Below are 13,587 nucleotides of genomic sequence, written 5' to 3'. Positions count from 1 at the left end.
GGGTGTTTCCGGTGCCGGGCGGCTAGTGCAGGAGAGTTGCCCTGGCTACTGGAACTGACCGAGCTGTACCGGTCCGAAGGGGATAGAGACCAGTGGTCCGTTGATCAGCGGACCGTTGACCAGTGGAGCCGAAATGAGGGAACCGTTCAGGAAGTTTCCGCCAAGAAGTGAGGTGGATGCTGGGGATCCGGTATGACTTGCAGCCACAGGGGCTGGCGCTGCGGCAGTGGCTGGGGCCGCGGTCACCGCGAATCCGCTGAGCGCGACGGCCGTCACGGCGGCGATTTTGGCGAGGTGCATCACTGACTTCTGCATGGTTTATCTCCTAGTATTGTCGTCACGTTTCCGGGCCGCCAAGCGATGAAGCGCAGGGCAGCAACATGAGTCATTCGGAGCCACAGCCGCTTTGGATGGGTATGCCTAGGGTGGGTTCGGTGGATCTTGGATCACAGTCACGGCACTGCGGGATCTCAGTGGTGCCCGCCACACGTGGGAGAAGAGCCAGATCAGGGCCTTGTACCAACGCTCAAATCAGGACGAGTAAGCCACCCATATTAAGGACTAAGGCGCGGATCATGCGCGGGCACAGCCTCTGCGCCCAACGCCTTGGTAGCCTGTGAAGCACCGCACAAATTTGAAGGGGACCTATGCCTATGCCCACATCGCCACGCCCGCTGCGTCGCTTGGGATTCCTCACCATCGGTCTCTTTGATCCGCAGAACCCTGCACCGGGCCATGAATCCACCCTGTCAATCATCGAGTTGGGCGAACATCTGGGATTTGATAGCGCCTGGCTGCGCCACCGGCATCTGCAATTCGGCATCTCATCACCGATCGCCGTCATGGCAGCTGCCAGTCAACGGACCTCACGCATCGAACTTGGAACGGCCGTCACCCCGATGGGATGGGAGAATCCGTTACGTTTGGCCGAGGACCTCGCGACGGTTGATCTACTCTCCGGCGGGCGCATCAATCCGGGCCTGAGCGTGGGAGTGCCGATGAACTTTGACACGGTTAAAGGTGAGCTCTATCCAGACACGGCGCAGTCGGAGGATTTCGGTTATTCCCGGGTGGAACGGCTCGCCCGAATGATTGCCGGTGAGCCAGTGCGTGAGTTTGAGGGTAAACACGGAGTGGTTGAGGAGTTCTCACGCCGCGTTGAACCTTATTCTGCTGGGCTGCGTGAACGACTTTGGTATGGGGCGGCAAGTATGCGCTCGGCTCGGTGGGCGGGGGAGAGCGGCTTTAACCTGCTCACCAGTAGCGTGATCTTTCCGGAACCCGGGCAGGAACCCTCATTCGCCGCAATCCAGCAAGCGCAAATCCGGGCCTACCGCGAGGCTGCGGCGGTATCGCTCACGGCGAGCGGCCAGGCACGGGTGTCCCAGGGGCTAGTGGTCATCCCCACGGATTCGGCGAGCAGATCTCAACGTGAGAAGTACCAGCGTTATGTGGACGAACGCTTGCCGCGCACTCGTGCTCCGCAGGGGCCCAAGTCGATGCTCTTTGCCCCGGACCTGATTGGAACCAGTGCGCAGATCGCCGAGCAGCTCCAGGCCCACCTCGGTTTCCAAGAAGTCGACGAGGTAGCGTTCGCACTTCCCTTTAGCTTCGATCATGAGGACTACGTCCAAATCCTCACTGACATCGCTACCACCCTGGGGCCGTTGTTGGGCTGGGTTCCGAAGACGTAGTCCGGGCCGACGCCTCCCTCAGGTCAGGAACAGGTTAGCTTCCGCTTAATCGTTGCTCCGTGAGTGCGCTGGCAACACACAAAATTCGTTGCCCGAGGGATCCTGATAAACGCGCCAAGGAAGTGTGCCCCAGTCCGGGTGTATTTCCACCCCGCCGCGCGTGGTGATGTCCGCGGCCACCCGGTCGGGGTCATCGCCGCGTGAGAGTCGCACGTCAAGGTGTATCCGGTTTTTTGATGCCGTCTTGGGTGACCGCTGCTTGATGAATTCCATACGGGGCCCGCGCCCCGATGGATGCAGCAATGTCGGTGACGTCTCGGATTTCACCTGGTCCCATCCGCTGAGCCAGGCCCAGAATTCTACATCTCGGGCGGGGGAGGCCGACTCGATAGTGATGGCGGCGACCGCTCCGCTGGTGTGCTGATCGGGTGATCCTTCGTTGATGCTGAAGGCATTTCCTTGCGGATCGCTCAGGTCCAGCCCCGGCTCGATGCTCTGCCCGTTAACCGGGTGCGAGGCGCCGAGGTCCAGGGCGGTGGTCATGACTCGTTCTGGGATGGAACCGCCGTTAAGTCGAAGTCGAAGCCTTTGGTGCTCGGCCGGGGGGTGCCCAACGGGTTGAAAACATAGGTCCAGCGTGGGCCCACTGGCAACACCGAGTCTGGTTTCGAATCCCTCCGCACTATCGCTCAGCTGTGTACAGCCGAGCAGGTCCTGCCAAAACATGCCGAGTAGTCGCGGGTCAAGCGCATCAAAAACAATGTTCTCCAGCTCCATGGACACCAAAGTACCATCAGCTACGCGGTAGCTGGAGGCTACATGCGCTCAGGGGCTGCGTCTGCGCCGCGGGTTCAGGGATCCTAGCGCTGATTCGCACCGCTCAGACACGAACCAAACGAACATGCATGGCGCCTTCGCCCAGTTCGGTTGAATCCACTCGGTAGCCAGCACCGACTAAGTTGTCCATGGCTAGGGACTCCCCAGCTCCTAACAGAATGGGAACCCGCGCAAGATGCAGCTCGTCCACCAGCCCGGTGGAAACTGCCTCGCGAATGGTGGCAACACCACCACCCAAACGGACGTCCTGCCCGTGGGCGGCGCTTTGGGCCAATTCAAGGGCGGTTTCCAGACCAGCGGTGACGAAGTGGAAGGTGGTGCCTCCCTCCATGACTAAGGGATCGCGCGCATGATGGGTCAGGACAAAAACGTCGTGACCAAACGGTGGGTTCTCGCCCCACCAGCCGCGCCAGCTCGCCGCTTTTTCATCGGCGTCCCACGGACCTCGGATGGGCCCAAACATGTTCCGGCCCATGATGGTGGCGCCGATGCCCACCTCACCTGCCTGTAGCCAGGCATTATCAACCCCACGGCTACCACCGTGTTCCTCGGTGCGTGCGTGCCAGAATTCGGTGGCAAAAATCCACCGGTGCAGATCTTCGCCGCCAACTCCGAGTGGAATTTCAAGGCTCTGGTTGAGGCCAGCGCCGAAGCCGTCGATCGAAACACTGAAATTGTGGACCCGTAACCGTGACATGACGCTCTCCTTGAGATGTTGACCAAGCGGTGTTGCCCGCTCGCGCCAACTCATTAACTCAGCTTAGACCGAGCAAGGAGGTTCAACAGCCGAGGCCTCAAAGCCGCGTGTGGCGAGCTCCTAGAGACCCTGAGACATGAAAAACAACCCGTGATCGGCCGTTCAACGCCCAAACGCCTGATCCGTCAGAGGCCATTGGTCGTTGCGGTACCAAGGAGTGAAGAGTCGTAGCCCCCAGATGAACCGCAGCCCGGGACACCGACCACTCGCTAGGCGCCAACCGCGGGTCCACCGGTCGTCAGGGCCGCTGACTGGACGGTCTGAAATGCCCATCCGGACCGATGTCTGATGGACGGTTGCGCCAGCATCTCAGAATTTTGGGACACGGCCTCGCGACTGCTGCGATGACTGCCTTCTGCATCTTCGTGATCCAGATGAAGTTCAAACCTGATACGTTGAAAACATATTGATAACACGACACGTCAGCTTCTCAACGAGAGGAAACGAGCATGAAGTCATTATTCACGGAGCGCCCATCACGTAGAAAAACCCTCGGCTTAATTGGAGCTTTGGCTCTCTTAATTCCGGTCGGTCTTGGCGTCGCACCGGCTCAAGCAAGCGCCGTTTCAGAGGTCAGTGCCGCGCCAGCTGAAGCCGCAGCCAACACCACCTGCGGGTTCTACATGAGCGGTATCTTGGCGCAATATAACCATTGCAGCACCACGGGAGAAAATGTTTGGGTCCATGTGACCTCCATCATCGCCCCTGGTGCTCCTCCGGGTCTGGGCGGGGGTAGCACGTTGCTGTGCTTGTCGCCTGGCGATCATTCGTTGGTCCCGTACGTGTATGGAATTATTACCGGTGCCAGCTCGAATGGGAACACCTGTAGTAATCCAGACGGTTAACTTCGCCATTTTCAAGATTGCCTCAACAGCATCTTGCTGGTGAATGACCGTGCCGGTTTTCTTTCTTTCGGTCACGTTGATGCTGTCGTTGAAGGTCGTGCACAGCTGAGGGTGTCGTGAGCCGACACGTTTGTCGAGTAGGCACCTTGGCCGATGACTTGGTACCCGGTTTGCGGTTGGTGCAGTATTCGCCGGGGAGGCTACATGCAGCTCTCCCGTATCGCCGCGGCGACCAGGTTCTGCGATTCGCTCGATCGAGCAGTCTCACTCGCGACCCTGGTCGGAGCCCCGCTTTCCGGTCAGGTTCGCGCCCTCACATTGGTGTTGAGCATGAATTTAGCTCGGGCGAGTCGTCGCTATCATTTATGTGGTTTTCCTTCATGAACTCCATGCGCATCCCCAGGCCAGTAAGTGTCAGAACCCGCGACCGCGGGTCATCGAGGTTACGGATTAATCGGTCCATGCTGCCTTCGATAACGGTGTCCTCGATGCGGGCAAAGCTCTGCCGTTTCTCCAGCTGAAGCCACTTCCGCTCCTTTGACAGATAGCTGACCGCTCACAGTACCTGCAGGTTAGAAACAGCCAGGCCGTCAGCCAAGACCCTCCGCTAGGAATGACCCAAAAAGTCATCGAGTGTGGTCTTAACTCCAACTAGCGCTAATTCTGCAGGGTTAAGTCGCAATCTTAAACGCACTGCCGGTTAGGACCCCATGTCGTATTCACCTCGCGGCAGGGAGCCTACTAGGGCGGCTTGTGAAAAAGTGCAACCTCCAGCGATTCGGTTTTCTCGGCTGCCGTCGTGGTCTGTCCTTGCCGGCAGTGATGTGGTTAGTGCGCCGTCCGGTGTAACCGCTGGTGAGGTTGACGCGTTCTCGTCCCAGGGGTGAGAGGAACCCTAGCAGTTAGTGGTCTGTAGTGGTGCCCTCCAGATTCAAGGTGGTGATGGTGCGCTCTCCTTAGAACATGTTCCAGAAAAGGATGGCCGCGGGGAGGCAATTTCGTGCTGAAGCCCGGTAGCACTGCTGTTCGACAGACCGGTCACGGATCTCTCCAAGGCGATTGAAGAAAATAGCTCGAGCAATGATTTTTTAAGCTTCTCCCTCGTTCAGCTCGGCTGACACATTGCTGCGCAGATTGGGAACTTGGAGCCAGTGCAGTTGAAAGAGAGTTCGCTCCCATTGTGCCCAGCTCCTGCAGCATCGCATCAGGAGGCTTTCTGGTGGGTCGCCGCACACTGCTCTGGGTGGGTCCCTCGGATACTAATCGGTGATGAGCTCCTGAGCCCGGGTCAGTACTGCCTTGAATCCGCCGTCATGGAAGTGCTGCCGCTGCAGCCCCGCACCGGTGCCTTGTTCCATGATGCGGGCGAGTCCTGCGATCACGTACTGGTCATCGCCGTTTTTCCTGAGCGCCGGGAGAATGAAATCCATCATCGATGACAGCATCTGTGCGGCGGAGGCACTCTTCCCATTGACGGGATTGATGTGGTTTCCACGTAATCCGAATTTTGCTGCCTGCCATTGCGCCAAATCTAGGGCTTCTGGGAGGGGGTCGAAGCCGGTGGCGGCACCGTTGAGGCTCGCATCGATCAAGGATCTGGCGATCAAGGCGAGCAGGACGGTGTTTGATGCGTTCATCTGGGAGTCTGCCGCGCGGATTTCCAGGGTGGGATAGCGGGTGGAGAGTCGTGCAGCCCAGCTAACATGGCCCGAATCCAGTACCGCGTCGGCATCCATCATGAGCTGTATCCTCCGCTCGTAGTCCGTGGCGTCAAGGAAGCGCGGAGGGATGCCCTGCACCGACCAGCGGCGGTAGTGGATGCTGCGCCAGGACGCGAACCCTGAATCGGCTCCCTTCCAATACGGCGAATTGGAGCCAATCGCTGTCAGTAGGGGAAGCCAGCGGCGTACTTCATTCAGAGCAGTGACTGCGGCCGTGGGATCCTCGACGCCCACATGAATATGCAGTCCCGAGAGGTAATGCTCGGCGGTGATTCTCCCGCAGAAGTCATTGATGGTTCGATACCTGGCCGAAGGACTGATCACTGCCGGTGTGCCGGAGATCAAAGGCGGTGTACCCAGCGCCACCGCCATGAGTCCCGCGTCCCGAGCGAGCAGGGAAAGCGCGCTGCGGTAGGCCTGAACCGTGTGAAAAGCGTCCTTTCCAGTTTTCAGGACGGGGCTGTTGCTTTCGATCTGGCAGGCGAGAAACTCGCCCTCGGTGGTGCTGCCCTCGACAGTCAGCGAGAGTAGCTCGGCCCGGGTCGAAGCGGTTGGTGCCGTCGGCAGGCCAGTAAAACTATCTAGCAGAAAGAATTCTTCCTCCACACCAAAACTACGCATGAGTCGCCTCCACGTCTTTCCGTTATCGAGATGATCCGCTGATCTATGGATTCACCGGGGTGCAAGAAGCACTCCGGGGAGTTGGGTTACACCATGTGCTGGCCATGGGAATCTGCGGGTGCCCGAAAGCCGTAAAATGATTCGCACTTTCCGCACCAGCAGTCGACGTCCCACGCAACGGGACGGGAAGTTCCGGGGTCGCAGACGGGGGCGACTTTCTCGAACACCAAGTATTCATCCGTTTGGCAGACATCGCATGAAGGCCGCGAGCGCGGGGGAAGGAGAATTGGCTCGGATTTTCCATCAAGGCGTATGCGAAGCGGCTGGGGTACTGATCCATCGGCGTCCGGGTACAAGACGTTCATGATTCCCTCCTGAAATAGTTATTCAACGGCCGTCGCGTCCACGTTGCGTCAACCCATGAGGCAGGATCAGTTTTGGGTCATGCACGGACCGCCAATTGGTAACCGGATCCATGTTCGTGGAGAACACTGGAAACTTGCACGTTTAGGTTAGGGGTCGGTTTTCGAAGTCGTCCAGCTCTCGACATTCCAAGAAAAACCGCCAAGAGTCGTGTACTTGCCATCTTGACTGGACACATCGTTCCGGCAGAAGATGGATGTTTGTTAATCCCATGTCCCGGTTCTGCAGTTTCGGCACCCGTAAAATTGCGCGGAAGATGGGCTATGGCTCAGGATTGCGGGTTTTCTCAGGGTTCGTTGACTGCCGGCATTTCCTTGGACTTACTGGTGGCCATTTTCGGCCGCGTTGCGCAGTCGCGATGCGTGCGTGGGTTGGCCGTCACCGGTTGAAGGGATCTGCGAGATGGCCGTTGGGGCGAAGCACATGATCAAGTTCGTTTAGAACTGGTGATCCGGGATCCGCGGAGTTTTGTCCAGATTTGAGGAGGAAGGACTCGGATCACCAGCGGCGCAGCTATTGTCACTTCAGGTCCGTAAGATCTCCGACTGAAAAGCAGGTGAAGCCTTTGGATGCTAGGCCGAGGAACCGATGCGGCACGAGTGGGAGCGTTTCGTCCTCGACGATGAGGGGCGGGTCCTGGAGCTCTGCAGCGCCGGTTCATCGGTTTGTTCCTCGAAGGCCGCTGGGCCGTGCCGTGGCCGGTCGCGGTGTATCTGTTAGATCAGCTGGAAATCGAGGACGGTTCCCGTATTGCGCCGATTCCCTTGTGTACGGGGTGCATCGCGGCATAACGTGTGGCCATGGACCCAAAACTGCAAATCACTATTGACAGTGCCAATCCCCACCAGCAGGCGGTGTGGTGGGCAGAAACCCTCGGATGGACGGTGGAGCCCAGTGATCCTGATTTCATTCAAAAAATGATTGATGAGGGCCACGCCAGCGAGGATGAAACCCTGATTTTTGACGGTGAAATTGCGTGGAAGGTTGGGGCAGCGATCTGCCCTCTGGACCAGCTGGGCAAACTACCGCGGCAGCGCATTCTTTTTCAGCTGGTGCACGAACCCAAGACGGTGAAAAATCGTCTGCATCTTGATCTGGATCTGGGAGACAAGGACGAGGTGCGTTCCATGTTGCTTGACCGCGGGGCGAGCTTCCTCCATGAGGCGATGCAGGGCCCCTTTACTTGGTACACCTTGGCGGATCCCGAGGGCAACGAATTCTGCATTCGCTGAGCTCGCACGCACGAATGATCAGCCGCGGCGGAGGACCCACTAAGGGCGCCCCGCCGCGTGGGACCGTCTTTAGTGTGAGTCGGCAACCAGCTGCTGCGCGGCGAAGGAACGGGTGAGGTAATCGCGTTCCTCTAACAGGATCCGGCGCAGCGCGCGCGGTGCCTGCTCATGGGAATCAAGCCAGATATTTAGCTTTTCCATGACCGGGTGAACCCCCTCGGTCGCCAGATCCTGGGCGGCGGGGAAAAGCCCTCGAATGACGCGAGTAGCCATGCCGATGCTCCTGGAAGACCAGATCTCCTCCAGCGCCGACCAGTAGGCATCGTAGTAACCATCAAGCAACTCATGAGTGCCCAGCTGGAAGCCGGCGGCGATGGCGGAGATCGCTTCGTTAGACAGCGGTGAGCCATCGGCCGCATTTCCACTGAGCGCCTGATTAAAGGCAGCTGCCTTGCTGTTCGCCTCCGGTCGGGCGGCAAGAGCCAAGAGCCGACCCGAGCTGGCGACAGCCGACGGGTGTGCCGCGGCGTCGGCTTCAAGGCGGGCACAGGCCGCCTCATCAAGAGTCCCGGAGGCTGCCTTGGCCTGCCACAGGGCCCAACGCAAATGTTCATCCAAGTCCAGACCCGGGTAGCTCAGCTCCCCGGACAGCAAACCATCAACAATGTCGTTGGCCACCGAACCGCGAGCCAGCGTGGCCAGGGCGCGTGCCGTGGCCACCTGAGCATCGCTGCCCGGAGCCGCGCGCGTCAGCCAGGTCGTGACAGCTTCACTGAGCGCAAGACGTTCGGCGGCTCGATGTTCGGCCGGCAGGTAGTGGGTGATCGCCGTGACGCACTGGGTGAGTAGCTGGGCCAGGACGGCAACCTCGGTGATCGATTCGGCGTGGGCACGCACCGCCGCCAAAAACGCCGTGGCGGGCAGTGTTGCGTCCCTGACCATGTTCCACAGCGCTGCCCAGACGGTGGCGCGAGCCAACGGATCATCCAGCGAGCCCAGATGCGTCAGCAGCGTGGCGAGGGAACGCGGATCGAAGTCGAGCATTGCGTAGGTGTCATCACCATCGTTGGGCAGCAGCAAATCCGCGCGCGGGCGCCCCAGCAAAAACGGGAGCTCAATACTTCCCGATTTCAGCTCCACCCGATGGCTTTCGGTGCGCTGCAGGACGCCGTTGATGACATTAAACTCGCCAATATTCAGCACATGTGGGTGAGCGATCGGGGTCCCGGTGATCGGGTCGGTGCCGGATTGGTGCAGGGCCGCCGCGGTGATGACTCCACCCGCTTCTTCCAGCTCGACGTGTAGCCGCGGCACGCCTGCGCTCTTGAGCCAGGCATCCGCCCAGGTAGACATGTCGCGGCCCGATGCTGCTTCGAGGGCCAAGAGGAAGTCGCGTAATGAGGTGTTGGCGAATTCGTGAGCGCGGAAGTAGGAGCGTGCAGCTTCACGGAAGGCATCGGCCCCCACATAGGCGGCGAGTTGTTTGAGTACCGAGGCCCCCTTGGCGTAGGTGATGCCGTCGAAATTCTGTTTGGCAGCCTCAAGATCGGTAATGTCGGCAACAATCGGGTGCGTGGATGGCAGCTGATCCGCCACGTAGGCCCAGGCCTTGCGGCGATTGGCAAACGCTACCCAAGCGGTAGTAAATTCCGTGGCTTCGGCGTTGGCCAGCGTGCCAATGTAGTCGGCGAATGACTCCTTTAGCCAGAGATCATCCCACCAGGCCATGGTGACCAGATCCCCGAACCACATGTGTACCATCTCGTGCATGATGGTGTTGGCGCGGGCCTCGTACTGCGCCTCGGTGGCCCGGGAGGTGAACACGTAGGACTCCGTGAAGGTGACCAACCCGGGGTTTTCCATGGCGCCGAGGTTGTATTCGGGCACAAAAGCGGAGTCGTACTTGCCCCAGGGGTAAGGGTAGTCAAAGAGCTCGTGGAAGAAGTCCAGCCCGGCGCGGGTCAGCTTCAGGATTTGTTCCGCGTCAAAGTGTTCGGCGAGTGAGGCGCGGCAGGTGGCGTTCAGCGGGATGAGCAGTTCGCTGCCATCGTCCCGGGTGTAGGTGTAGGTATCGGCGGCCACGAAGTAGGGTCCGGCGAGTACCGCGGTGATGTAGGTGGAGATGGGCAGCGTTGGAGCGAAATGCGTGGTGGCGCTCCCGTCGCCGTGGTTGTCCACCCGGACGGGGGACTGGTTGGAGGCCACGTGCCAGTCTTGTGGTGCACGCACGATGAAGGTGAAGGCCGCCTTCAGATCCGGTTGTTCAAAGTTGGCGTACACGCGTCGAGCGTCCGCCGGCTCAAATTGGGTGTAGCAGTAGGTGGCCCCGTCGGCGGGATCCACGTAGCGGTGCAGGCCCTCGCCGCTGCGCGAGTACAACGCCTGTCCGTCGATGGTGAGCGTATTGAGGGCATCGGCACCCTGAATGAGATCATGCAGGTAAATGCGTGATCCGTGCACGGCCGTGGCGGGGTCAATACTCTTTCCATTGAGGGTAATTGACTCGATGGAGTCATGAATGAAGTCGAGGAATGTTTCGCTGCTGCCGTGGGCACGCAGGCGCATGGTGGTCTTAGAGCGGTAGGTCTTCACGCTTGGATCCTGGGCGTGGGAGAGATCAAGCTCGATCTCATAGGCGAGAACGCTGATGTTCTGCTTTCGCCACGCTGCCGCGTCGCGGGAAAGGTTTTCGTTCGGGCCGGAGATTCTCTGCATGTGATCCACCAGACCATTGAAACATGAAACGAGCGCTTTACACATGCCGGGGAGTCGATGACGCACCCGACCTCGGCCAGACACCAAGGGGTGGGTTCCATTTATGCGTGGAACCCACCCCCGTCACTGCCCGTACATGGGCGCTCTATCAGTTGTGTGCGGCAGGTGCCTCGGCACTCTCGGCGGCCTCGGAATGTGGGTGTCGGCGTTCAAGCTTGGCACCCTCCACGTCGATGTCCGGCAGGATTTTCTCCAACCAGCGCGGCAGCCACCAGGCCTTGTCGCCGGCCAGATGCATCAGGGCCGGGATCAGCAGCATGCGCACCACAAAGGCGTCCAGCAGCACGCCGAAGGCCAGCGCAAAGCCGATCGGTCGGATCATCGCGCTTTCGGCGAAGATGAATCCGCCGAAGACCGAGATCATGATGATGGCCGCGGCCGAGACCACGGCACGTCCGGCCCGGACACCCTTCACGACCGCTAGGCGTGCCGGGGCGCCGTGCACAAAGGCCTCGCGCATGCCGGTGCCCAAAAAGAGCTGGTAGTCCATCGCCAGTCCGAACAGGATCCCGACCAGGAGTGTGGGCAGGAAGCTGAGGATGGGCCCCGGGGTGTCCACGCCGAAGATCGCCGGCAGCCAGCCCCACTGATAGATCGCCACGACGCCGCCCAGTGCGGCGTAGTAGGACAGGATGAAGCCGAGGGTGGCGATGATGGGGACCACGATGGAGCGGAAGACCAACAGCAGGATCAGCATCGAAAGCCCGATGACCACCAACAAGTAGAACGGCAGTGCATCGGAAAGTTTTTGCGAGATATCTACGTTGCCGCTGGCCGAGCCGGCCACCCCGATCGGGTAGGTTCCATCCAGCGGGGAGAGGTCGCGCAATGAATGCACCAGCTCCTCGGTTGAGACGCTGGTGGGGCCCTGGGCGGGGATGAGCTGGAACGCTGCCACGGTTCGGTCCGCGGAGGTGCCGGCGGGTGCGACGGCGATGACGTCGTCTTGGGCGAATAACGTCTCGGCGATACGTGTTTGGTGGGCTTGAGACTCCTCCTCGGTGGGGGATCCGGGCAGGTCAGCCACGATGAGCAGCGCACCGTTTTGGCCCTCACCGAAGCGTTCGGAGATCGCGGAGTAGGCCCGGTACTGGGTGCTTTCGTGAGACTCGGAGGATCCGTCGGGTAGGTTCAGCCGCAGGTCCAGGGCGGGGGTGGCTACCACCAGCAGCACCGCGACGGAAGCGATCGCGGTGAGGATCGCGCCAGCGGTGGACATCGGACGAACGCGGGTCTTGGGGGCTGGTGCCGCAGAAGCATTTTTTGGTGCGGTGCCGGTTGCCAGAGCAGCACGTTCTGAGCGGCTGAGGATTTTTCTCCCCACCAGCGAGAGCAGTGCCGGGGTCAGCGTGATGGCCACCAGCACCGCGATCAGCACGCTGGCCGCGCCGACGGAGCCCATGAGCCCGAGGAACGGGATGCGAGTGACGTTCAGCGCCAGCAAGGCGATGAAGACCGTGGCCCCGGCGAAGACCACGGCGTTGCCGGAGGTGCCGTTGGCCAGCGCGATGGACTCGCGGACCTCGTAGCCGTCCTTGAGCTGGTGCCGGTGGCGGTTGATGATGAACAGCGAGTAGTCGATGCCCACGGCCAGGCCGAGCATCAGCCCCAGCATCGGGGTCACCGAGGACATCTCCAACACACTGGAGAGCGAAAGGGCACCGAGGGCGCCGATACCCACACCCACCAGCGCGGTGAGCAGGGGTAACCCGGCGCCGATGAAGGTGCCCAGCATGAGCACCAGCACGATGCCGGCCACAACCAGCCCGATGGCCTCACCGGGCCCGAAAACGCTCGGGACGCCCTGAGTGATCTCGGAGGAGAAATCGAATTGGACTCCGTCCACGTCGGCGTTTTCAAAGAGCGCCACCAAGGCATCCTTGGTTTCCTGCGTGATGTCCATCTGGGCGGCGGTGAAGACCACCATGGTGATGGCCGCGCCGCCGTCCTGCGAAACCGTGCGAATTTCGGCGGCCATGTTCAGCATCGATTCGCCCTGTTCGAGCTTGGTGGCTTCCTGATCCAGTTTCGAGCGGTTCTCTTGGAGCGTGGCAGCCCCGGCATCCAGCTTCTTGGTGGCGGCGTCAAGTTGCGCTTGCTGGCGCTCGAGCTCGTCCTTGGCCTGCTCGTACATCCCTGCCGCACGCGCCTGGGCAATGGCGGCATCAAGTCGCTTTTGGCCAGCGGCCAATTGCGCCTGGGATGTCTTCAGCTCGGTGTCGCCGGCGTCGAGCTGCTCCCTGGCGTCGGCCATCTTTGAGCTACCGTCCGTGATCGCTCGTGCCGAGTCGGCGCGCTGCGCTTCGGTGGTGAACGGATCGATGACTCTCTCTACACCGTCGATGGTGGCAGCGTCGGCCGTGAGGGTTCCGATGGCTTTCTGCTGGGCATCGGTGAACGGTTGGCCGTCAGTGCTTTGCGCGATAATGTTTCCGGTTCCACCGGAGGCGGAGGGGAACTCTGCGGCCAGCCTGTCGGTCACCTCGGCGGTGGGGGTTCCGGGGATCGACATGCTGCTCGATAGGGTGCCTCCGCCGATGGAAAATGCCACCGCTGCCAAGACCAGGATCGCGATCCATGCGGCAATGATTTTTCGTGCGTGGTGCGCTGATCCGCGTCCCAGACGATAGAGAAATTCGGCCATGATGTCCTTCAAATTGGTCAAGCGGGAGAAAAAAGGGG

General features: G+C 60.4%; 9 protein-coding genes and 1 pseudogene. 3 read left to right on the top strand and 7 right to left on the bottom strand.

The window, feature by feature from the left end; genetic code table 11:
* Positions 1-45: 45 nt before the first annotated feature.
* Positions 46-315 (bottom strand): hypothetical protein, encoded by a 270-nt coding sequence (locus HED64_RS14620; protein ID WP_168152734.1) that lies wholly within the window; start codon positions 313-315, stop codon positions 46-48.
* 338 nt (positions 316-653) lie between these two features.
* Here HED64_RS14620 and HED64_RS14615 point away from each other — a divergent pair, with 338 nt between their 5' ends.
* A complete protein-coding gene (locus HED64_RS14615; RefSeq protein WP_168152733.1) occupies positions 654-1,694 on the top strand; it encodes an LLM class flavin-dependent oxidoreductase in 1,041 nt (346 codons plus the stop codon).
* A 45-nt stretch (positions 1,695-1,739) separates the two neighbouring features.
* Here HED64_RS14615 and HED64_RS14610 read toward each other — a convergent pair whose 3' ends face one another.
* Together HED64_RS14610 and HED64_RS14605 are read right to left on the bottom strand one after the other, a co-directional pair.
* Positions 1,740-2,471, bottom strand: coding sequence for a VOC family protein (locus HED64_RS14610; protein ID WP_168152732.1), 732 nt, complete (start codon positions 2,469-2,471; stop codon positions 1,740-1,742).
* 103 nt (positions 2,472-2,574) lie between these two features.
* Complete coding sequence (locus HED64_RS14605) at positions 2,575-3,228, bottom strand: dihydrofolate reductase family protein (RefSeq protein ID WP_168152731.1); 654 nt, start codon at positions 3,226-3,228, stop codon at positions 2,575-2,577.
* Positions 3,229-3,737: 509 nt separating this feature from the next.
* On the opposite strand from HED64_RS14605, the gene HED64_RS14600 reads away from it, so the two are divergent.
* Positions 3,738-4,133: a DUF6355 family natural product biosynthesis protein gene (locus HED64_RS14600; RefSeq protein ID WP_168152730.1), complete on the top strand. Its 396-nt coding sequence runs from the start codon at positions 3,738-3,740 to the stop codon at positions 4,131-4,133.
* Between the two features lie 779 nt (positions 4,134-4,912).
* On the opposite strand, the pseudogene HED64_RS19930 reads toward HED64_RS14600, so the two are convergent.
* Positions 4,913-5,311 (bottom strand): annotated as a pseudogene (locus HED64_RS19930) (Tn3 family transposase); the annotation flags it as partial.
* A gap of 81 nt (positions 5,312-5,392) precedes the next feature.
* Entirely contained in the window at positions 5,393-6,475 is a 1,083-nt protein-coding gene (locus HED64_RS14590; protein WP_168152729.1) for a carboxylate-amine ligase, read from the bottom strand.
* 1,223 nt (positions 6,476-7,698) lie between these two features.
* Between HED64_RS14590 and HED64_RS14585 the strand changes: the two genes are divergently transcribed.
* Positions 7,699-8,130: a VOC family protein gene (locus HED64_RS14585; RefSeq protein WP_168152728.1), complete on the top strand. Its 432-nt coding sequence runs from the start codon at positions 7,699-7,701 to the stop codon at positions 8,128-8,130.
* Positions 8,131-8,199: 69 nt separating this feature from the next.
* Here the strand turns inward: HED64_RS14585 and pepN are convergent, their stop codons facing one another.
* On the bottom strand, positions 8,200-10,845 hold the full coding sequence (gene pepN, locus HED64_RS14580; RefSeq protein ID WP_168152727.1) for an aminopeptidase N: 2,646 nt from the start codon (positions 10,843-10,845) through the stop codon (positions 8,200-8,202).
* A 148-nt stretch (positions 10,846-10,993) separates the two neighbouring features.
* On the bottom strand, positions 10,994-13,549 hold the full coding sequence (locus HED64_RS14575; RefSeq protein WP_168152726.1) for an MMPL family transporter: 2,556 nt from the start codon (positions 13,547-13,549) through the stop codon (positions 10,994-10,996).
* Between the last annotated feature and the right edge of the window lie 38 nt (positions 13,550-13,587).

Origin of the sequence: Paeniglutamicibacter terrestris, assembly GCF_012271785.1 — a bacterium.
Taxonomy (GTDB): Bacteria; Actinomycetota; Actinomycetes; order Actinomycetales; family Micrococcaceae; genus Paeniglutamicibacter; species Paeniglutamicibacter terrestris.
Note: the sequence above shows the minus strand (reverse complement) of the source record. Positions and strands in the feature narration are given on the sequence as shown.